This is a genomic window from Acinetobacter sp. YH12095 (assembly GCF_013419245.1).
Taxonomy (GTDB): Bacteria; Pseudomonadota; Gammaproteobacteria; order Pseudomonadales; family Moraxellaceae; genus Acinetobacter; species Acinetobacter towneri.
In genome coordinates this window covers 70879-94486 of the sequence record NZ_VPAL01000009.1, presented here as the reverse complement: position 1 = coordinate 94486, position 23608 = coordinate 70879, and the positions used below count along the sequence as shown (strand labels likewise).

The 23608-nt window shown below is 42.8% G+C and carries 15 protein-coding genes; 6 read left to right on the top strand and 9 right to left on the bottom strand.

Features of this window, described 5'->3' with window-relative positions; all coding sequences use genetic code 11:
- Positions 1-201: 201 nt before the first annotated feature.
- From ssb to FTU35_RS08245, 3 genes are all read right to left on the bottom strand, one after another.
- Positions 202-777, bottom strand: coding sequence for a single-stranded DNA-binding protein (gene ssb, locus FTU35_RS08255; protein WP_096902231.1), 576 nt, complete (start codon positions 775-777; stop codon positions 202-204).
- A gap of 51 nt (positions 778-828) precedes the next feature.
- Complete coding sequence (locus FTU35_RS08250) at positions 829-2193, bottom strand: MFS transporter (RefSeq protein ID WP_104852874.1); 1365 nt, start codon at positions 2191-2193, stop codon at positions 829-831.
- A gap of 215 nt (positions 2194-2408) precedes the next feature.
- Entirely contained in the window at positions 2409-3494 is a 1086-nt protein-coding gene (locus FTU35_RS08245) for a DUF475 domain-containing protein (RefSeq protein ID WP_180064675.1), read from the bottom strand.
- Between the two features lie 304 nt (positions 3495-3798).
- Between FTU35_RS08245 and tenA the strand changes: the two genes are divergently transcribed.
- Positions 3799-4473, top strand: coding sequence for a thiaminase II (gene tenA / locus FTU35_RS08240; protein ID WP_136144258.1), 675 nt, complete (start codon positions 3799-3801; stop codon positions 4471-4473).
- Positions 4474-4619: 146 nt separating this feature from the next.
- Positions 4620-7454, top strand: coding sequence for an excinuclease ABC subunit UvrA (gene uvrA / locus FTU35_RS08235; RefSeq protein WP_180064674.1), 2835 nt, complete (start codon positions 4620-4622; stop codon positions 7452-7454).
- A gap of 124 nt (positions 7455-7578) precedes the next feature.
- Here uvrA and FTU35_RS08230 read toward each other — a convergent pair whose 3' ends face one another.
- Positions 7579-9279 (bottom strand): GGDEF domain-containing protein, encoded by a 1701-nt coding sequence (locus tag FTU35_RS08230; RefSeq protein ID WP_171501143.1) that lies wholly within the window; start codon positions 9277-9279, stop codon positions 7579-7581.
- Positions 9280-10404: 1125 nt separating this feature from the next.
- Here FTU35_RS08230 and omp33-36 point away from each other — a divergent pair.
- Positions 10405-11328, top strand: a complete 924-nt coding sequence (omp33-36, locus tag FTU35_RS08225; RefSeq protein WP_257224314.1) for a porin Omp33-36 — start codon at positions 10405-10407, stop codon at positions 11326-11328.
- Between the two features lie 91 nt (positions 11329-11419).
- Here omp33-36 and FTU35_RS08220 read toward each other — a convergent pair whose 3' ends face one another.
- The 3 genes from FTU35_RS08220 to FTU35_RS08210 form a co-directional block, all read right to left on the bottom strand.
- A complete protein-coding gene (locus FTU35_RS08220) occupies positions 11420-12118 on the bottom strand; it encodes an ion channel (RefSeq protein ID WP_154321178.1) in 699 nt (232 codons plus the stop codon).
- Positions 12119-12321: 203 nt separating this feature from the next.
- Positions 12322-14031 carry a cation acetate symporter gene (locus FTU35_RS08215; protein WP_154321179.1) on the bottom strand — a complete coding sequence of 570 codons (1710 nt, stop codon included), beginning with the start codon at positions 14029-14031 and terminating at the stop codon, positions 12322-12324.
- Position 14032: 1 nt separating this feature from the next.
- Positions 14033-14365, bottom strand: a complete 333-nt coding sequence (locus FTU35_RS08210) for a DUF485 domain-containing protein (protein WP_131261272.1) — start codon at positions 14363-14365, stop codon at positions 14033-14035.
- A gap of 185 nt (positions 14366-14550) precedes the next feature.
- Here FTU35_RS08210 and FTU35_RS08205 point away from each other — a divergent pair, with 185 nt between their 5' ends.
- Positions 14551-18042 carry a PAS domain-containing hybrid sensor histidine kinase/response regulator gene (locus FTU35_RS08205; RefSeq protein ID WP_179994356.1) on the top strand — a complete coding sequence of 1164 codons (3492 nt, stop codon included), beginning with the start codon at positions 14551-14553 and terminating at the stop codon, positions 18040-18042.
- A gap of 536 nt (positions 18043-18578) precedes the next feature.
- Positions 18579-19346: a hypothetical protein gene (locus FTU35_RS08200; RefSeq protein WP_180064672.1), complete on the top strand. Its 768-nt coding sequence runs from the start codon at positions 18579-18581 to the stop codon at positions 19344-19346.
- A gap of 99 nt (positions 19347-19445) precedes the next feature.
- Here FTU35_RS08200 and FTU35_RS08195 read toward each other — a convergent pair whose 3' ends face one another.
- Both FTU35_RS08195 and FTU35_RS08190 read right to left on the bottom strand, forming a co-directional pair.
- The gene (locus tag FTU35_RS08195) at positions 19446-21146 is read right to left on the bottom strand and encodes an NAD-dependent malic enzyme (RefSeq protein ID WP_179991379.1); all 1701 of its coding nucleotides are present in this window, start codon (positions 21144-21146) and stop codon (positions 19446-19448) included.
- Positions 21147-21316: 170 nt separating this feature from the next.
- The gene (locus FTU35_RS08190) at positions 21317-21598 is read right to left on the bottom strand and encodes a DUF2798 domain-containing protein (protein WP_004970219.1); all 282 of its coding nucleotides are present in this window, start codon (positions 21596-21598) and stop codon (positions 21317-21319) included.
- A gap of 195 nt (positions 21599-21793) precedes the next feature.
- Here FTU35_RS08190 and argS point away from each other — a divergent pair, with 195 nt between their 5' ends.
- The gene (gene argS, locus FTU35_RS08185; RefSeq protein ID WP_104852866.1) at positions 21794-23584 is read left to right on the top strand and encodes an arginine--tRNA ligase; all 1791 of its coding nucleotides are present in this window, start codon (positions 21794-21796) and stop codon (positions 23582-23584) included.
- The last annotated feature ends 24 nt before the right edge of the window (positions 23585-23608 follow it).

Genomic DNA, 23608 nt, shown 5'->3' with positions numbered 1-23608 from the left:
TTGATGCCATTTTTCTTTATACTGTCACTGAGGCAGGTTGGACATTTGATTTCTAGAGTTATTCGCATTTCTCTATTTTATCAAAATTCAACCTGCTTTGTTTCAGCATACTTTTTGAAACACCACCAAAACCCTTTGTCGAAACAAAGGGTTTGGATGATGATTTTCCATTTTGAATCAAATGGCTATCTCTAGTATGTCTCAAAACGGCAAATCATCATCTAAATCTGCAGGTGCGGTTGCAGGCGCAGCTTGTGGCTTCGGTGCAAAACCACTTGGGTTATTGTTGGCATAGCCACCACCCTGATTTTGGTTAAAACCGCCTTGATTTTGATTCGCATAACCTGTGGCTGGAGCTTGGTTCTGATTGCCATAACCGCCTTGGTTATTGTTAAAACGTGGTTGAGCAAAGCCACCATCTTGCTGGTCAGATTGTCCACGGTTAGCAGAGTCGAGCATTTGCATTTGATCGCCACGAATTTCAGTGGTGTAACGTTCTTGACCATTTTGGTCTGTCCACTGACGCGTACGCAATGAACCTTCAATATATACTTTAGAACCTTTGCGTAAATATTGCTGTGCAATCTCGCCTAAACGGTTATGTAAAACAATGCGATGCCACTCTGTTTGCTCTTTACGCTCACCTGTGTTTTTGTCTGTCCAGACATCACTGGTTGCGATAGAAAATTGAGTGAGAGAACCACCATTTGGGAAAGTTTTTGTTTCAGGATCACGACCTAAAGTACCCACTAAAATGACTTTATTTACACCACGCATTAGACGTTTTCTTCCTATTTGTTTCTATTATTTACTTTATAAGAGTTATGCTTAAATGGCTACCTCTTTCCCAAACAAGTGCGTTAATTGTTGTCGCGCAGCATCATCAATTTGCTGTTTATCCACTTTCACATAAGCCACTTGCTGGTCAGACATCACCACGACCTCTTCAATACCACGAATTGCCAAAAGTTGAGAAGTCCATTCATCTGTTTCTCGGTTCTCAGGCAAACGCAACACCAAAGACGAAAGATAGCGCGGCTGCGCCAATCCAAAACTAACGAATAGCCAAATTATAGCAATCGCGGTCAAAATACTCCAACCCATTGCGGTGTGGTTGAGCATCAATAATTGTCCGCCAATCATCCCACCAAAGAATGCACCCAAAAACTGACTGCTGGCATTTACACCCATCGCGGTGGCTTTAGATTGAATTGGTGCAGCCTTTGACAACCACGAAGGTAATAAGGCTTCCATAACGTTAAAGGCAATAAAGAATAAACCCAAACCCAATAAAAGGATGTATTTCGATTCAAACCCGAAAATCAGCACCAACAGCCCTAAAATAATACCTGCAATCGCGGTCAGGAAAATGCCACGCATTTTGCGATATTTTTCTGCCAAAACAATGCTTGGAAATGCCACGAACAGACTGACCAACAACAATGGCAAATACACCCAACCATGATGCTGCAAAGGAATATCGGCAAATTGGATTAATTGCGAAGGCACATAAATAAACATGGCAGTCAGCAATAAATGTAGGGTAAATACCGATACATGCAGACGGTTTAAATCGCCCATTTTCAGGACTTGCTTTAACTGAGTGATATAGCCTTGCTGAAAATTACGATGATGACGCGTGACTTTAGGCACCAATAACAACATGAGAATCGCTGCTAGTCCCATCACTGTGGTGACCCAAAATAACCCTGAAATACCAACCCAGCCCGTAAGCCATGGCCCTAAACTAAAGGCCACCACAAAGGACATACCGATACTCATCCCCATCACCGCCATGGCTTTCATGCGGTTTTCTTCGCGGGTCACATCGGCCAGTAATGCCATCACCACGGCAGATACTGCGCCACCACCTGCAATGGCACGACCAATAATCACGCCATAAATGGTGTCAGACATGGCTGCAATTGCACCACCCAAAGCAAACAGTAATAAGCCAAAAACCACCAATGGCTTACGGCTATAACGGTCTGCAATTAAGCTAAACGGAATTTGTAAAATGGCTTGGGTGAGTCCATAAACACCAACGGCAAGACCAATCAGTGCAGGAGTTGAGTATTGATATGACTGCCCTGCTACTGAAAATACAGGAATAATCATGAACAGACCCAACATGCGCAATGCAAAAATACTGCTTAAAGCAAAGGTCGAGCGGCGTTCTAAGGCATTCATCATATCAATCGACTAAAACTAAATAATTTTGAATTTGCAGATATCCTACAACATTCAGCTTAAGGATGCTGATTTTTCCCGATGTTTATTCAACAGACCCTACTTTTTCAATAAAAAAGGGCGCAACGTTGTGCACCCAAATTTATATTTTATACAGTCTTCATCACCGTATTGCTCTGTGATTTCGCGGCAATACAGCAACGGGCATCACCATAGCATTAACCCGCTTTTGCCTGACGTTTTTTAAATTGAATAGATGCAATCACCGCCCAAACAATAAAGGCAACACCAATTAAACCTGTCACCACTTCTGGCACATGCAAGCCTGTACCGCTGGCAATCATAATAAAGGCCAACGCACCAATCGCATAGTGCGCACCGTGTTCAAGGTAAATATAGGCATCCAACGTGCCTTTTTCGACTAAATAAATCGTCATCGAACGCACGAAAATTGCACCAATCGCCAAGCCTAACATGATGATCACCACATCAGAGGTGATTGCAAATGCACCAATGACACCATCAAAACTGAACGAGGCATCTAGCACTTCCAGATATAAAAAGCCCCCAATACCCGCTTTCACCACGCCTGTCGGTACGCCATTTTCGTCATGACGGACAGCATTGCCCTGTTCATCGACCTCTGGTTCACCGCCCAACATGTGACTCAGCACTTGTACGCCAATATAAATCACGATGCCCCAAATACCCGCCATCGTCACCACAAGGCGCTTATCTTCCACCACATTGGCCGCCATGATTAACAAAGTCACTAAGGCCAAAAATACCGACATGGCAGGCACGCTTGCCAGATTGCTCAAACGACGCTCAAACCATCTAAACCAGTGCGTGTCTTTTTCATCATCCAAGAAAAAGTTTAGGAAAACCATCAACAAGAATGCGCCACCAAAAGCAGCAATTTCAGGGTGATGTGCCATCAGTTTAGCCGAATATTGCTTCGGATCATTCAATGCCAGTTGCACCACTTCCATCATGCCCATATCGGCAGTGACCGCCACAATGACCACAGGGAAAATTAAACGCATACCAAAAACTGCAATGATAATCCCCACGGTTAAAAACAGCATTTTCCAGAAATGATCCCAACCGCGCAGCACTGACGCATTCACCACCGCGTTATCAAACGACAACGACACTTCCATAATCGCCAAAATTGCGGTAATGGTTAGTGCGGTAAGCATGGTTTGCACACCTGCTTCTGGGCCATGGGTATAGCCCCAGTATGCAGATAGCACAAGACACACAATCGAAAATACGATTGAGAAACCAAAATGTTTCATCATGAGAAACGACCTATCACTATATTTTGATCTGAACTTTTCATCTGCCGAATCTGTACCATCAACGCAAAGTACAGTTTTGATTAAGCTTTAACAGATACAAAAATTCTGAAAATTGAATTGCCCGAATTTTAAATCGGACAAAAACTGAGAATGTAAAATTTTATGCTGCAATTATGACGCTTTTTCCTCAACTTCGGCAAAATTCTTCGTATGATTTTTGGTTTCCCGATCAGATACCGTGAAAACCGTGTTTTTCATTCCCAAACTACTATAGTGAAATGCAACGACATATTAGGAATTTAGGATGCGCTTTTCTCAAGACGCTTGGCAACGTAACCTTGCCCTTTATCACAAGACGCTCGCTTTACCATTTAATCAGAAGTTGGCACAAGGCACCTTAAGTAAAGCTGCTTTTGCACATTATGTGATTCAAGATTCACATTACTTAATTGCCTACGGGCGTGCACTGGCAGTCTGTGCGGCTAAAGCTTTTGATGCAGATGATATTATTCAGTTCGCAGATGCCGCCAAAATCGCAATTGTGGTGGAACGTACCTTACATGACAGCTTTATGCAGGAGTTTGATATTTCCAAACAGGAATTTGAAAGTACTCCGCTGACCCTTGCCTGTCATCACTACACTTCTTATTTAGTCGCAACCGCATGGTCAGAAAGCTATCCTGTGGTATTGGCATCACTACTGCCATGTTTCTGGATTTATGCCGAAGTTGGTAAAGATATCGTCAATAATTCTGCACCGAATAATCCGTATCAGGCATGGGTCGATACCTATTCGGGCGAGGAATTCCACACCGCAGTCAATAATGTGATTCAAACCATAGACCGTGTTGCTGCGCGCTGTGATGCCGATACCCTTGAAAAAATGCACCACGCCTACACCAAAGCTGCAGAACTGGAATGGTTATTTTGGGATAGCGCCTATCATCAACGTCAGTGGCCGGGTTTAGATCAAGCTTAACGGCCGCCCTCACGCACCGTATGGCAATCGCTCCATACATACAGTGCGACAGCTCATGACCGATAAAGCATGAAAAATAACACTTGAACAATTTTCATGCGCTATCATATATAGGTTTTTCATTTGCAAAATATCGAGAAGTTTTTATGAGCCAAAGTCATATCCGTATTCGAGGTGCACGTACCCATAACCTAAAAAACGTGAACCTTGATATTCCACGCGATAAATTTGTGGTAATTACGGGTTTATCTGGTTCAGGAAAATCTTCACTGGCGTTTGATACCCTTTATGCCGAAGGACAGCGTCGTTATGTCGAATCGCTTTCTGCATACGCACGCCAGTTTTTATCGCAAATGGAAAAACCTGAAGTCGACTCGATTGAAGGTCTAAGTCCCGCAATTGCCATTGAACAGAAATCGACCAGCCATAACCCGCGTTCAACCGTGGGTACCATTACCGAAATTTACGACTATTTGCGTTTACTGTATGCACGTGTCGGCACACCTTACTGTCCTGAACATGATTTACCAATGGTGGCGCAAACTGTTTCAGAAATGGTCGATGCTGTAAAAGCACTGGAAGAAGGCACTGCCTTAATGCTACTCGCGCCTGTGATTCGTGAGCGTAAAGGCGAATATGTGCATCTGTTTGAACAGCTACAAAGTCAGGGTTTTGTACGCGCCCGAGTTGATGGCGAAGTCATGGACATTGACCCACCACCAGAACTCGATAAAAAGAAAAAACATACCATTGAAGTGGTGGTAGACCGTTTTAAAGTCCGAGATGATTTGGGCAACCGTATTGCCGAAAGCTTTGAAACTGCACTGCGTTTAGGTGGCGATTTAGCCATTTTATCGTGGATGAATGCGGAACAACCTGATCGTATTTTTTCGGCCAAGCACTCTTGCCCGCAATGTGACCGTGCCGTGGCAGAACTTGAACCGCGCCTGTTCTCATTTAACAACCCTTTTGGCGCTTGTCCAACTTGTGATGGTTTGGGGACACGTAGCCATTTCAGTGCGGAAAAATTGATTCCAAACCCTGAACTGTCGATTAGTCAGGGCGCAATTCGCGGCTGGGACAGACAGCGTCCGTATTATTACAGCATGCTGGAAAAAGTCGCGGCACATTATGAACTCTCACTCGATACGGCATGGAATCAGCTGGACAGCGTGACACAAAAGAAATTCCTGTATGGCACAGGTAAAGACAAAATTGACCTGAGCTATACTGATGAACGTGGACGCCACCATAAACGTGTGATTGCGTTTGAAGGCGTGTTACCGCATTTAGAACGTCGTTACCGTGAAACCGAAAGTAATTATGTACGTGATGATTTGGCGCAGTATTTATCTAATGCTGCCTGTGATGCCTGCGGTGGTTCACGTTTAAATGAAATCTCTCGTAATGTCCGCGTGAAAGACAAAACCATTGCTCAAATTACCCAAATGTCGATTGGCGATGCCGAAGACTACTATCAAGGCTTAAATCTTGAAGGGGCCAAAGGTGAAGTCGCAGATAAAATCTTTAAAGAAATTCGTGAACGTCTGCACTTTTTAGTGTCGGTGGGTTTGAATTATTTAAGTCTGTCACGCTCCGCCGAAACTCTTTCAGGCGGTGAAGCACAACGTATCCGCTTGGCATCTCAAATTGGTGCGGGGCTTATGGGCGTGATGTATGTGCTAGATGAACCTTCAATTGGCTTGCACCAGCGTGACAATGATCGCCTGTTGGAAACCCTGATTCGTTTACGTGACTTGGGTAACACGGTGTTGGTGGTAGAACACGATGAAGATGCGATTCGCGCTGCCGACCATATTATTGATATTGGCCCAGGTGCAGGTGTGCATGGTGGACATATTATTGCCGAAGGCACCTATGCAGAACTGGCCGAACATGCAGACTCCCTAACAGGGCAGTATTTATCGGGCAAATTAAAAATTGAAGTGCCGAAAACGCGCACCCAACCGCCACATCCCGAACAACAAATTAAGCTAATGGGCGCAGCAGGACATAACCTGAAAAAAGTGGATCTCACTTTGCCTTTAGGGGTAATGACTTGTGTCACAGGCGTGTCGGGTTCAGGAAAATCCACCCTAATTAACCGTACTTTGTTGCCTTTGGCTGCAACACAATTAAATGGCGCAACTACATTAACCGCAGAAAAATTCGACTCGATTGATGGTTTGCAATATTTAGATAAAGTGGTGGATATTGACCAAAGCCCGATTGGGCGAACGCCACGCTCGAACCCCGCGACCTATACAGGCTTGTTCACTCCAATTCGTGAGCTGTTTGCGCAAACCCCTGAAGCTAAAGCACGTGGCTATGCAGCAGGACGCTTCTCCTTTAACGTTAAAGGTGGACGCTGCGAAGCTTGTGAGGGTGATGGCATGATTAAAGTTGCCATGCACTTCTTGCCAGATATGTACGTGCCTTGCGATGCCTGTCATGGTAAACGCTATAACCGCGAAACTTTGGAAGTCAGTTATAAAGGTCGCAATATTTCTGATGTTTTGGAAATGACCGTTGAAGATGCCATGCTTTTCTTTGATGCCATTCCTGTGATTCATCGTCGTTTGGAAACCTTAAATCAGGTGGGCTTAGGTTATATTCGTCTTGGACAATCAGCTACAACTTTGTCAGGCGGTGAAGCACAGCGCGTAAAACTGGCGCGTGAACTGGCCAAGCGAGATACAGGCAAAACCCTGTATGTACTGGATGAACCGACCACTGGTTTGCACTTCCATGACATTGCCAAATTGCTCGACATCCTGCATGAGCTACGCAACAAGGGTAATACCATTGTGGTGATTGAACACAACCTAGATGTGATTAAAACTGCAGACTGGATTGTCGATTTAGGCCCTGAAGGTGGTGCAGGCGGTGGACAAATCATTGCCGAAGGCACACCTGAAACTGTCGCAAAATCTAAAATTTCACATACCGCAAAATTCTTAAAACCGATGTTAAAAGGCTAAAATAGATTATTTCAGTTTTTAAGCCCATTCAAGTTTAAATACAGATTCAGCACAAACTTGTGCTGAATCTTTCACTCTAGGCTTTTTATCACTTCGGAAATGCTCGTGGATCAATTACTGTGACTTAGTCACCAGCAACGGCATTGCGCCCACGTGCTTTGGCTCTAAATAAGTGTTTATCGGCTTTTTCCAACAATCTGCTCCATGACGCAGCACCCACCGCCACGCCAGCACTGACCGACACTTGAATATAATCATTCAGTTCTGGAATAAAAATTTCTTGATTCACAATATGGCAGCGCAATTTATCTGCCAAATACAGCGCCTCAGTAAATTCTATTTGCTCAATCAAAACCAAAAACTCATCGCCACCATAACGCACCACCAAGTCTGAGGCACGGACATGCGCTTTGAGAGTATCGGCAATACATTTTAAAGCTTGGTCACCTACCACATGCCCGAAGGTATCGTTAATGTGTTTGAATTTATCCACATCCATAATAATCAGACCAGTTTTGCTCAATTTTTCAGGTCGATGTTCTAAATATTTGATGTATTCCTCAAGCGCCAAACGGTTGGAAACACCAGTTAAGGCATCGGTATTGGCAATATTACGCAGCTGAAATTCTAAAATATCGCGTTGCTCTAGGCGTTGTTTTAGTTTTTGAATAGCCTCAAAGAGCGTTACCTTGTCTGGATTTTGCGTCCCTTGAGCTTCATCTTCATAAGCTGCCAAGCGTAAAATTTGGCTGCGTGCCTGAATTAAAGGAATAAAGACCTTTGAGCGCGCATAGACCATGGTGAAAATAGCAGCCAATAACGAAATAATTGACGCTACTAGGGTTAAAATGAAAATACGCTGAGCTTGATGATAATCTTTGTGCGCAACCTGCAAACTGTGCGCTAATATAAATGACTGCAAACTGACCACAGTGTTGAATTTATCCACCATTTTTTGGGTGAGTTCAGTGCCTGTCAATGAATAGGGTTGCCCATCAATACTTTGCTGAATCAATTGATTGACGATAGGAATTCCCTCATCCAGAAACTCCTTTTTTAATTGATCATGCAAAATATTATATTCAGGAATTTTATGTGCTTCAGGCAAAATGGTATGGATTAAATCCCACAAATAATAAGCTTGGCGTTGGGTTTGCAAAGAGCTCGCCAAATTGGTTTCAGGAATTTTTTCAGCAAACGTTACCGCGGCAATAATATTGGATGCCACCCTTCCCGCTTGATCACGCAAATCTGAAAGAACAAAAATCACACTATAATAGGTCGATACCGATGAGTCTTTTGCCACTGAATCGAGCATGACGTGTTTCAGCACATGCTGAGAACTGTCCCATGCCGCAAACATTTTTTGAATCGCATGATCCATCTGTTGAGAGCTACGCAAATGCTGTGGAGTTGCTGCATATTCATCGACCGCCTGACGCCCTTGTTCTAAAGCAGTCTTTAACTGATGCGATAAATGATGCGCATGGATAATAAAACCTTCTTTTCTTAAAATATTGATGGTCTGTTCTACTTGTTGATCCACGCCAGCACGGTACGCTTTCAATTCTTGTAAATTTTGCTGAAATTCAGCTGCTGAACTCGACATGACTTTGTTTGCAGGTGCTCGTTCACGCGAAATACTATTGGTCAGTTCAGCCACTTTGCCTAATACAGAAATTTCAATTAAAGCACGTTTTGTTTTTTGATAACTCTGATAACTATTCACCATCAGAGGAACGCAAATAAAAAGCAATGACACGATAATAATGATCATCGAGATCAACAGTCGCTGACTGATATGCTCTGTGCGCAATTTCATCATCATGCTAAGTTTTACCTACGTCATTATAACTGTGCAAAATCGTGGACTTGATCACTTAATCGGCGACTATATTACATGAGCAATCTTTAAATTACTTACAAAAAAGATAATTAATTCACTTATATTTTGAATTATTTAGTTTTTATCACCAAATCATAACAGCTAAAGTGGATCTGATATTTTAAACCTGTCTAACTAGAGCATCTTATTCAAGAAAACGTCCAAAACCATACACTGTGCCGATTTTCTTAAAACAACAAATACAAAAAATAATGTTTCAGCATGCAGAAAATATTTTACAGATGCAACATTTGGGTGCATAATGCACCTCATTAGGGCGAGTTTAGTTTTTCCTCAGCAGTAAACTAAATTTACCCGCAAATTTTGGCGAAAAATCCCAGTTTTTGAAAGAAAACTGGGATTTTTTTATGGGTTTTGATCATATCACACCCTCAAACTGCACCATATCAGTGCAATTTTCGCAAAACCATTTGCGTTTTCACATGCAAAAAAAAACCCAACCTTGGGGAAAGTTGGGCAGATAAAAAGCAAACAATTATGGAGAATCAGATCGCACTACTGGATGAACCAAGCTTAGGATTTGATGGTTAAATTATGAGATAAGTCACATAATTTACAAACCCGACTTAAGTAGTAGGACTTCATGGTGGAATTATGAAATAAATCACAGTTTATGTAAAGCCTAGTCAACCAGTCTGATTTATTTTTATACAAATAGTCAAAATTAATGTGATTAAATTCACATTATGCCGACTATTCCACTCAAATTTATTCTGAACAGACCTTATTTTTAGTTTGTTTTTTATCCAAAAATCATGATTTCACCCTAAAACAGGTGAATTTTTCCGTTATTCTTCACTCTCCAAGAATTATTATTACAGATAATTTCAATTAAACTTATCGATTAATCCAATTAATGCTTTGCTTATTATTTCTACTTTTGTTGCAAAAACGAACATATCGACTTGTTATCCATACAGTTTTTAGGTTGACAGCAAAAATTTTATTTGAATACTTTTTAAACACCAAAGTCAATTGGACTTAATTCTTAAATAAAGTCCTTTTAGTTCATTGACTTAATAATTTGTTACACTAAAATGATCAATGTTTCATCCATTTTTAACAAAACTGGTAACTATCATGAAAAAACTCGGTTTAGCCACTGCATTATTATTAGCCATGACCGGTGCTCAAGCGTTCCAATTCGAAGTTCAAGGTCAATCAGAATTTCTAGACACTACTGAAAACAACCAAAACTTCACTGGTGCTGTTCAAGGTACTTACTACTTCAAAAATGTTGATGCGACTAAAGGTCCTTTAGCAGAAGCTGCTTTCTTAAACCAAGCATCTAACGTTGCTTTAGCTTACCAATACGCTCAATATGACGCTCCTCGTGCAGGTGGTCGTTCAGACGTTGAATCTCATGTTTATGGTGCTAAAGCTGAAGCGTATGTTCCAACTAAACTTGTTCCAGCGTATGCAAGCGTTGCTTATAGCCACACTCACAACGATGGTAAAAATGCTGCTACTCAAGACGACAATGGCGACCGTTATGCCTTAGAACTTGGTGCAGTTGTTGCGCCTAACTTCTTGGTTGCTGTAGGTTATACAAGCGTTGCAGACCAAACTTCTTATGATGCTTTCAACATCCTTTCTAATGGTGTTGCTAAAGCAGCGCTTGAGTCAGGCACAATTGCTGAAGACCAAGATGCAATCACTGCACGTACAAAATACGTAGGCGCAATTGACGGCACCAATATGGCTGTTGGTTTTGAAGCAGGTCTTGTATATGGTGAAGACACTATGTACAACTTAAAAACTGATCTTTACTTAACACCAGCGCTTAGCGTAGGTGCTTCTTATGCAGAAACAAGTGCTAATACTGATGTCGATTCTGCTTGGGGTGCGAACGTAAACTACTTCATCACTCCTGCAGTTGCAGTAGGTGCTAGCTATGTAAATGCGAATGCTGTAGATGCAGCACGTGACACTCAAACTGTTGGTGTTAACGCTAAATTCCGTTTCTAATTTCACATTAGACACTGAAGTTAAAAAAGACGCTCATCTGAGCGTCTTTTTTTATGCCTGAAATATGTCATGAAAAATTTGAACTGCTATTTCACTCAGCCGAATCATCATGGTGATGATGCGGTAGGTGGCGAATGTACTGCAATGCGATTAAACGTGACACGATCAATGCCAAATACATCACGCCACAGAACATTTGCAACATGGCAATCAACCGTGCTTCGGGACTGATCGGTATAAGATCAGATAAACCTGTCGCAGATTGCAAACTAAAACTTAAAAACAGTAAATCCAACCAGCTTTGTAAACCTGTAACATTCGGGTTCTGAAAACTATTTGGAATCAGAATCTGGCAAATGCTGTATAAAAAAGCAAAACCCCAAGCAATTAAAGTAAACACCGCTGCAGCAGCAAACAGCTCATCTTTAGTTAAATAACGATCATGGAACATATAACGCAATAAGCCATAGGCTGCACTAAAATAGGCTGCAGCTTCACAAGCATGACTCATCACCAAAATAAGAGGATGCCGCACACCTAGTAAAATAAAGAATGAAAAGAACAAAGCCGCATAAACAAAACTGAGCCCCAAAACACTCAACATTGGCGTTTGTCGAATCACTTTAGCAATGAGCAGCAACACCAATACCCCCACCATCCAAGTGATGACTTTGTAGGGCATGTTGTGATGTGAAAAGAGTGAAAGTAGCAAAATCACAAACTGCAAAAACAACAGCCATGCCGAAGGCAAGACCTGAAACCTTTTCCAGACATTGTCTAATATGTACATATATCTGCTACCTATTCTTTTTATATTGCATCCAACATAGCAGCTTATTTAGTCATGTAATGCAATCACTCTGTATCAAAATTGCATATCTCAATAACCGTATCCATAAATGCTCAAGATATTAATCGGTATGCTTACCCAAGCCAACAGGCAGACATAAAAAAAGTCCCATGACTGGGACTTTTTTTCAGGGGTTTCAGACCTTAGTGGTCAGATGCACCTGAGATACCAATACCAGTTTGTGAGCGTACGAACTGTGCATCAAATGCTTTACGTTCAGCTTGTGCTTGCGCAGAGTTGTCAGTGATAGAGAACAACCAGCAGCAGAAGAATGAAAGTGGCATTGCAAAGATCGCAGGACCATTGAATGGGTTGATTGGTGTGTCAGAAATTTGCAGCGTATCTACCCAAACTGCTTTAGACAATACAATCAAGGTTACTGCTGAAACTAAGCCTGCTACCCCACCAATCACTGCACCACGAGTCGTTAAGCCTTTCCAGAACATAGATAGTACAAGTACTGGGAAGTTTGCACATGCTGCTACAGAGAATGCTAAACCGACCATGAACGCAACGTTTTGTTTCTCGAAAAGAATACCCAAGATCATTGCGAAGATTGCTAAGCCTAAAGTTGCAATTTTAGACATGCGAAGTTCAGATTCAGGTGTCGTTTGACCTTTCTTGAATACGTTAGCATACAAGTCGTGAGAGATTGCTGAAGCGCCAGACAATGTCAAACCAGCAACTACCGCAAGAATTGTTGCGAATGCTACTGCTGAAATGAAGCCCATGAACAAGTCACCGCCAACCGCATCAGCCAAGTGCACCGCAGCCATGTTGTTACCACCAACAAGTTCTAACTTGCCAGTAACTGCCATTTTCGCAACATCAAGGAATTGTGGGTTGTTTGATACATAAAGGATCGCACCAAAACCAATGATGAAGGTTAATAGGTAGAAGTAACCAATGAAACCGGTTGCTACAACTACTGATTTACGCGCTTCTTTTGCATCTTTTACAGTGAAGAAACGCATCAAGATATGTGGTAAACCTGCAGTACCGAACATTAATGCAAGACCAAGCGAGATTGCATCAATTGGGTTAGAGGCTAACTTACCAGGACCCATAATGTTTGCAGCATCTGCCAAGCTCAAGTCATGTACTTTAGAGAATACTTGGATTGATTGCTCGAACATGTTAGTGAAGCTGAAGCCCACACCTTTCATTACCATGAAGGCCATGAAAGTTGCACCTGAAAGTAACATCACCGCTTTGATGATCTGTACCCAAGTTGTTGCCAACATACCACCGAACATTACGTAAGCCATCATGAGTAGACCCACGATTACTACAGCAAGGTTGTAGTTCAAACCGAAGAGAAGTTTGATTAACTGACCCGCACCTACCATTTGTGCAATCAGGTAGAATGCAACTACGACAAGCGAACTGAATGCTGCAAGGGTACGTACTGGCTTTTCAGATAAACGGAACGAGACCACGTCAGAAAGGTTATATTTCCCTAAGTTACGTAAACGTTCAGCAATCAAGAACAATACGATTGGCCAGCCCACCATGAAGCCCAGTGAGTATAGCAAGCCGTCAAAGCCTGACATAAACACCATTGCGGAAATACCCAGGAACGATGCTGCTGACATATAGTCACCTGCAATCGCTAGACCATTTTGGAAACCTGAAATACCACCGCCTGCGGTATAGAAGTCCTTAGTACTCGTGGTTTGCTTCGCTGCCCATTTAGTAATGAACAAAGTTGCTCCAACGAAAATCAAGAACATAATAATTGCTGGCCAGTTGGTTGGCTGCTGTTCTGCTGCACCTAAATCTGGTCCTGCAAATGCCATACCTGACATTAATACAGTAGACGCAGCCAGTGCTTTCAATGAATTCCATTTCATCTTAGTGCGTTCCTTTCTCATGTGTAATTGCTTCAACTTCACGCATCGCTTCTTCATTCAACTGGTCAAGTTTGCCATTCGCAATTGATGAGTAAACTGCACATAAAATGAAAGATAAAACGATAATGCCCAGACCTAATGGAATACCCCAAGTCGTCACACCGCCAGAAATTGAACTCAATAAGAATTCTTTGTTATAGCCCACTAAAAGCATGAAACCTACGTACACAAACAACATGATTGCTGTTAATGTCCAACTTAGGTTACTTTTTCTGCGAACCATTTCTTTGAATTTTGGGTTTTGTAGAATGCGTTCTACTTGTACCTCATCCATAACCTGCTCCTTCAAGCGCCCTGCCTTAGGCGCAAATTTTTAATTCGAATTATTTCGAACTTAAAATTAACAATGTTGGAGCCGATTTGCAATTTAGACTTTGGTCGCTAAAAAAATGATCAACCTCAGCGCAAAGGCAATGGAATAGGCTATCATAGCCCTATTGTCGATACTTTTAAGGCATCATGAACAGCTGGCTCATTATGGGGGTTTTAGCCCTCTATATCGCATTACTTTTTATCTGTGCTTTCTATGGGGAAAAACACGCCAGTCGTTTAAGCACGCGTGGGCGCATGCTCATGTTCAGCTTAACTTTAGGGGTGTACTGTTCATCATGGACTTTTTATGGTGCAACGGGCGCAGCCGTTCGTGAAGGGATCATTTTTTTACCCATTTATTTAGGACCATTGCTGTTTGTCGCTGTTGGTTATGATATTTGGCGACGTTTAGGTCGAGTGCGACAACACCACGCCATTTCATCGATTGCTGACTTTGTTGCTGCACGTTACGGTAAAAGCGGGCCATTGGCATCACTGGTCACAATTTTGGCGGTGATTGCAATTATTCCCTATTTGGCTTTGCAATTACGCGCAATTGCGCTCAGTGCCGCAGTGGTTTTAGATCAAAGCACCAATGTTGAAAGTACCACCAATGCAGTGTTATTCCTGACAGGTTTATTGGCTATTTTGGCGATGCTGTTTGGTACTCGACAAATTGCCAATACCGAGCAACACGGCGGCTTAATGCTCGCGGTTGCCTTTGAGTCCTTTGTCAAACTATTTGCCTTGCTGGCGGTGGCTTTCTTCTTTGTATTTGAAGCACCTGACAATATTCATCAAATTGCCAATGATGTTTCAATTACCTTCCATGAAGTACAACTGTTTGGTGTGCCTGAAACTTTTTGGGTGCAAACTTTATTGGCGGCCTTAGCGATTATTTGTTTGCCACGTCAGTTCCACGTTGCTGTGGTCGAACTGCGCGATGAAAAGCATATTCGTGGTGCGCGCCGCTGGTTTGCCGTTTATCTGATTTTAACCACCATCGCGATTGTTCCAATTGCCAGTTGGGCCTTACACGCAGCTCCGCAATATTTAGCCATCCCAGATGTAGCAGTTTTGTCTTTGCCACTCAGTTATAACCAAGACTGGCTAACGCTGTTGGCATTCTTGGGAGGATTCTCCGCCTCAACAGGCATGCTATTGGTATCTTCAGTAGCACTGTCGATCATGCTGAGTAATGACCTGATCATGCCTGCCTTGTGGCGCATGGGCATTTTCTCACGCCATGACAAGCGCTTGCCTTTGGTACTGAAATTCACCCGACGCATTTGTATTTTAGCGGTGATGCTGCTCGGCTTCCTGTTCTTCAACTTCTTTAACGATATTGATCAACTTTCTGTGTTTGGCTTGTTGGCCTTTAGTGCAGTGGCACAGTTCTCCCCTGCCCTGATTGGGGGGTTATATTGGCGTGGTGGCAGTAAACAGGGCGTTTATGCAGGCTTAATTGTTGGATTTGCGATGTGGGCCTATACCCTGCTACTTCCGACTATTTTACGCAGCCTGCCAAGTCAGTTCAGCGAGTTTACCCGTGAATTTTTATTGCTGGGACCTTTAGGCATCAACTGGTTACGCCCTGAAGCCTTGCTTGGCTTTGAATCTTTTGCCCCGCTCACACATGGGGTGGTTTGGGCGCTCGGTTTAAATATTTTGTTATATGTTTGGGTGTCACGTATTTTCCGCCCAAGTGTGGCAGAACAGATTCAGGCCGAAAGTTTCTTTTATTATGAAACCAAGCCTTTGCCAACTCAGAACATGAGCAACGAGGTCAGCTATTCACATCAGGATGTAGCGCGTTTAAAAGTAGGCGATTTAATCACACTGGCAAAACGCATTACAGGCGAATCTCCAACCCGACAAGCCTTTGAGCAGTTTAGTCAGCAAAATAATGTGGTGCTGAATGAAAATGCCAATGCCAACGGCATGTGGTGGCGTTTTACCGAACAATATTTGGCAGGCACCATTGGTGCAGCATCTGCGCGTACTTTGCTCACCACTGCCATGGTCAATAACGGACTCGCTTTAGGGCAAGTTGCGAACATTCTTGACCAAGCCTCACAATGGCAACGCTTTAACCAAAACCTAATCATGACCATGATTGACCACATGACCCAAGGCGTGAGTGTGGTAGATGAAAATATGTGTTTGGTAGCATGGAATAATCAATATCTCAAACTATTTGATTATCCTAAAGATATTGTCTATGTCGGGTGCCCAATTGCCGATTTGATTCGCTATAACGCAGAACGTGGTGAATGTGGTCCGGGCTCAATTGAAGAACACGTGCGTAAACGTATTCACTGGATGAAAATGGGCAGTGCACACGAGTTTGAACGCATCCGTAAAGATGGTCGTGTAATTCAAATGCGTGGTAATCCAATTGAAGGCGGTGGTTTCGTGACCACCTTTGCCGATATTACCGCTTTCCGTGAAAACGAAGCCGTACTTGAAGCACGGGTACAAGATCGCACACAACAATTGGCCGATGCTTTGGCAGAACAGCAATTGGCACGTGAACAAGCCGACAAAGCCAATATGTCCAAAAGCCGCTTTATTGCCGCTGCCAGTCATGACTTATTACAGCCAATGCATGCAGCGCGCTTATTCAGTACGGCTTTAGAGCAAAGTATTCAGTCCGATGAAGACCGTAAAACCCTGCAACAACTGGATCGTGCCCTGCATGGTGCAGAAAGTATGCTCTCGGCCTTGTTGGATATTGCCCGTTTGGAAGGTGGTACGATTCAGCCGAAACGTCAGGCTTATCCACTGCATGACTTACTCAGCGATTTAAGCCTGCAATTTAAATCCATTGCGGCACAACGTGGCATTGAATTCCGTGTGCATGACGTACAGTTCTGGATTGATACCGACCCACAATGGATTCGTCGTATTATTCAAAACTTTGTCAGCAATGCGCTGCGCTATACCGCCAAAGGGCGTGTGGTCGTGGGCGTGTTACGTTCTGCAGAACATCCACAACATATTCGAATTGGGGTGTGGGATACAGGTCCAGGTATTGCCGAAGAACAACGTATTAAACTGTTTCAGGAATTTGAGCGTTGCGGACATACGTCGCCTTGGGGTGAGCAAGGTCTAGGTCTTGGATTAGCGATTGTGCAGCGTATGACCAGTTTGCTGAACTACCCTGTGCATGTCTATTCGGAATTGGGCAAAGGCTCGTGCTTTATGATTGAAGTGCCGATTGTCGAAGCTCCAAAAGTAGTGGCTGCACCTGTGCAAGTGGTGCCGTTGAAAACCAAAGCCTATAAAATTTTGTGTTTAGACAATGATGAAACCATTTTGGAAGGCATGGCGACCCTGCTGAGTAAATGGGGCTATCACGTATTTAAAGCCACCGAACCTGAACAAGCAATTGAGTTGATTCAACGTGAGCACATTCAAGTTTGGTTGGTCGATCAGCACTTAAATGACGATAAAATCGGTTTAGATTTTATTCTGGAACATCGTCAAGCCGATGTACCTGTGGCGTTAATTACTGCTGACTCTGATCCAGAACTACCGCAACGCTTAAAAGAACTCAACATCGTCTTGCTGAAAAAACCATTAAAACCAGCATCGCTACGTTCTTGGTTATCGGGTCTGAAAATTTCGGAGACTTGATTCACATACCTAACTTTGGCTAATTTGGGGCGCTCATCCCACAGAGATAAAGCTGAGATGAACGCACCGACCTTGTTACATTTTCTGGTTTGGTTACATTTGTTAGTCTGATGACCAAGCTTCACTTTACATAGCGAAATATGGCTACAATGAAAATCCAACACATTTGCTGTCAATATTGACAGCGATTGACCTGATGCAGCACACCAATTGACCAAACTTTTCAAAAACACTGCCTTTTGATGCGCTACAATTCACATTAAATATCATGGTCAGATTCGCTATGGCAAAGTCTGACAAGATCGTAAGCAAATACACCCAAACTTGCTTACAATTTCTTTAATTGCCGAGTTTGTAAAGGCTTTTCTGAGCACATTGCAATACATTAGACTTTAGTCTTATACATCTATTGACTATCTGCGCGCATAACTAAGTACAAGAAATGATCAGCGCATTCATCTTCAAGCCACATCCAAACAAATTTCCTGCCCTATTAAGCGTTGATCGACCTGTTTTCACGTTTTAGGAAGAATCTCATGAATACCGTGAACCATGAACAGCAGCTCGCAGAACAAACACAGCAGCTACAGCGTCAATATGGCGTAAATGCGCTATTGCCCGAAATTCACTGGGATCGTCTGTTTCAAAACAGCAAACTCAAAGCTCCTCATCTACAAGCGCTGAATACCCTGTATCAAACCGCAGTACCCTTAGCCCTACAAGTCTTTGAAGAACTCAATTTTGATGTGTTTCGCCCTGCGGCGTATCAACCACAAGGTTTAGGTCTGTTCAACAAACTTTCAGCACAGGAGGAGCAATTACTGGATGTTTTGGAACAAGAAGCGCAAGGCTTAGATCAAAGCACCCGCCAGCATATTTGGAGTATGTTATTACGTGGTGGTGCGGTACTGGTCTTTAAAGCATGGTTAGGCAAAGTCAAAACAGATGAGGCACAACTCGATACAGCTCAATTTGATGAATTGTCCGATTTGCTGTTCATTAAAACCTCACCTTTTGAGCTGGCAGAACGCTTAAAAGTCGATGCGCATGCACCCACTGAACATATTTTTCTACTGTATGGCAATGACGTGTATTTAGACCGTTTTAACAGTCTTGAAACGGCAGCCTTATTTGTCGATTTAGGCGTGTACGATGCTGCGTTTATAAGCCTGAGAGATGACCACGTTGCAAAATACCTGATTGGACAAGGCTATGTCAGTGAGCAGCAAATTGATGAATTACAATGTGCTTTAAATCCATTAAATTGTGCCGATTTAAATCTGAAACAGAATTATATTGCCTAGGGTTTGTTGAGCATTGCATTAAAAAACAAGGCGTGCCAATGGCACGCCTTGTTGGTTCGTCTATCTGCCAATTTAGACAGTAAAATCAAATAATGTGCCTTAAAAAGTTACTCGCTTATAGTCACGGTAAGCAGGCTTCCAAAAGTTTGCTTCTATTGCCTCTCGTAATGCCTCATCACTCATGACAGCTGCAACGCCTGCATCCATTGCTGCTTTTGCGACTCTAAATGCAATAAATTTAGACACCTGCTGAATTTCATTTAAATCAGGCAATAAATCTGCATTTGGATCCTGCAACAATGGTGAGCAGTCCGCCAGCGCATTACTGGATGCAATTAACATACTGTCTGTCACACGTGTTGCCCCTGCAGCGATTACCCCTAAGCCAATACCTGGGAAAATATACGAGTTATTGCATTGGGAAATATTATAAAGTTTGCCCTGATAGTTCACTGGCTCAAATGGGCTACCTGTTGCAATTAAGGCCTTGCCTTCAGTCCATTCCAAAATATCAGCAGGAAACGCTTCGACTTGTGAGGTTGGATTCGACAATGGCAATACAATTGGACGCTCACAATTGGCTGCCAAGGCTTTAATCACTTCTTCAGTGAATAAACCCGGTTGCCCAGACACTCCAATGAGTACGGTAGGTTTGGCATGCTGAATCACATCCAACAATGAAATAATGCCTTCGGCATTGCCCCAATGTGCAACACGGTCAGGACTTTGTGCCAATTTACGTTGGAAATCGAGCAAGTTTGGCTGATTGCTGGTGAATAAGCCAAAACGATCCACCATATACACACGAGCACGTGCTTCAGCATCGCTTAAGCCTTCCACCACCATTTGCGCCACAATTTGCTCGGCAATACCACATCCTGCAGAACCCGCGCCCAAAAAGGCAATGGTTTGATCTTTCAGCTGCTTGCCTGCCGCACGTGATGCAGCAATTAAACTGCCCACAGATACAGCAGCAGTGCCCTGAATATCATCATTAAAACAGCAAATCTGATCACGATATTTATTCAGCAAGGGCATGGCATTTTTCTGAGCAAAATCTTCAAACTGAATCAATGCCTTTGGCCAACGGCGTTTCACCGCATCAATCACCTGATCGACAAATTGATAGTATTCCTCACCACTAATACGTGGCTGATTCCAGCCCATATAGATCGGATCATTCAGTAATTGTGGGTTATTGGTGCCTACATCTAAGGTAATGGGTAAGGTATAGGCAGGACTAATACCGCCACATGCTGTATATAAAGACAGTTTTCCAATTGGAATACCCATGCCGCCAATGCCCTGATCACCCAAGCCTAAAATACGCTCACCATCGGTAATCACAATCACTTTGACATTCTTTTTATTGATGTTTTGTACAATATCATCAATATGGGCACGGTCTGGATAGGAAATAAAAATACCCCGATGACGGCGGTAAATATCGGAAAAACGCTGACATGCCTCGCCTACAGTTGGGGTGTAAATAATAGGCATCATTTCACTCAAATGCTGTTCAATCAGGTGATAAAACAGGGTTTCATTGGTGTCCTGAATGTTGCGCAAATAAATATGCTTGTTGATGGCATCGCTAAAAGCAGAATATTGCTGATACGAACGCTGGCTTTGTTCTTCAATATTTTCAATTGCATGTGGAATTAAGCCATGCAAGTTAAAACGGGTGCGTTCTTCTTCTGAAAATGCAGAACCTTTATTTAATAAAGGCAATTCTAAAAGGCCGTTGCCCGCATAGGGAATATATAAAGGACGTTTCTGCTGCAAATTTGCGGTTGTCATTGTTCATCTCATTCTAATCGGTTGCTGATGGCGCATGGATTGAGATGCACCATCTGACATCTGACTAGCTTAGCCCGAATTGCAGCAAATAGGGCATTTAGAAGTTTGATAACCAAATCTGAATGATTTTTATTTCTGATAGCCCATGTTATATAGGCATCGAACCTAATTTATTTGGGTGGTTGCAGTGGCGTCATATCTACAATTAAGCCAGTGAACTTACGCACCAAAGGCAGCACACATAATACGACTGGAAAAGCAAACGCCCAAGAAATCATCCAGTTATGCAACCACAGGGTAAAAAATCCCTCAATCCAGCCCAAATTTCGGATCATATTAATCAACGAAATGATGCCACTCATCAAACATGATAAAAAGAAAGGCATTACCACCGTGGCCCATTTCATGGGTAATTTGGGTACATTGCCAAAAATCATTGCACGTTGTTTCATGCTCCAGCCTTTTCGCCTCACTGAATGCCGCATACTATGCCATGAATTGCTTGCTTAAAGGATGATTTTTCAGGCAATTTGTTCATGCTTAGCTACAATCTCTGAAATTCGATAAAGCATACAATTGCACTCCCCTAAAGCCCCTGAAATTTGCTATATTTAGCGTTTTTCTGCACATCTATTTTTCGACTAAATATGAATACGGCAATACAAGCAGCGCTCGATCATGCAGTGCAATCCCTTCAAGCTGAAGGTGTACTCCCATCTGACTGGAACAATACGAGTAATTTAACCCGTACCAAAGACCGCAGCCACGGTGATTTCGCATCAAATATTGCCATGATTGCCTCTAAAGCCGCAGGCATGAAGCCACGCGATTTAGCCGAAAAAATTCTTGCTGCTCTGCCTGAAGTTGCAGACATCAGCAAAGCAGAGATTGCAGGCCCTGGTTTTATTAACTTCTTTTTAAATGCCGACCAGCGTTTTAGTGTTTTAGATCAAATTCAAGCACAAAAACAACAATTTGGACGCAGCCAAATCAATGCAGAAAAACGCATTCAGGTCGAGTTCGTTTCTGCTAACCCAACCTCAAGCCTACACGTGGGTCATGGTCGTGGTGCTGCTTATGGTATGACAGTTGCCAATTTACTTGAAGCCACAGGTGCTAAAGTTGACCGTGAATACTATGTCAATGATGCTGGCCGTCAAATGGATATTTTGGCGACTTCAACTTACTTGCGTTATTTGGAACTGGCAGGTCAAACGCTGGTGTTCCCCAAAAATGCGTATCAGGGTGACTACGTTAAAGACATCGCACAAAGCATTTTAAAACAGGATGGTGAACGCCATGTACGCCCTGTTGCAGATGTATATAACAATGTGCCTGAAGATGTGCAATATGCGGCAGAACTCGATGCCGATGGCAACAAAGTGGTCTTGTCGGGCGACAAAGAAAAACACATTGATGGTTTGATTTTCAATTCACAAACGCTCTTGGGTGATGATTACCGCGTGTTCCATCAGGCTGCGCTGAATGCTATTTTGGCCGACATTAAAGATGACTTGGGCGAGTTTGGTGTCACCTTTAACCAATGGTTTAGCGAAGCGTCATTGACTGAAAAAATTGATGAAGCTCTGCAAACACTAGATCAACGTGGTTATCTATACGAACAAGACGGCAATATCTGGTTTAAATCGACCGCATTTGGCGATGAAAAAGACCGTGTGGTGAAACGCCGCAATGGTCAAACCACTTACTTTGCTTCAGACATTGCTTATCACCTGAATAAATTACAACGTGGCTACACAGACCTAATTGATATTTGGGGTTCAGATCACCACGGTTATATTTCACGTGTGAAAGCGGCCATTGATGCACTAGGCTACGACTCGAAAAAATTAACGGTACTGTTAGTGCAGTTCGTGAGCTTATGGCGTGGTGGTGAAATGGTACAAATGTCATCCCGTTCAGGTCAGTACGTGACCTTGCGTGATTTGCGTAAAGAAGTCGGCAACGATGCTGCACGTTTCTATTACGTCATGCGCAAATCTGAACAGCACATTGACTTTGACCTAGATTTGGCCGTTTCACAAAGTAAAGACAATGCGGTCTACTATATTCAATATGCTCATGCACGTATTTGTCGTATGCTCGAAAAAGCTGCTGCTACGCAATTGAATTTTAATGCGACAACTGCACGTCAGTTTGCCGCTAAACTTGAGCTAGATGCTGAAACTGAAATTTTAGCCAAACTGGCTGCGTATCCTGAAATTTTAGTACGTGCTGCCAACAGCCACGAACCGCATCAGGTAGGTAACTATTTGAAAGAATTAGCAGCATTGTTCCACGGTTGGTACAATGAGCATAAAGTTCTGAATGATGATGCAGCCTTGACTCAAGCACGCTTATTGCTTTCAGTAAACGTACAACAAGTCTTGCGTAATGGTTTAGAATTATTAGGTGTCTCTGCACCAGAAACAATGTAAAAGCCAAATAAAAGCATAACAAGA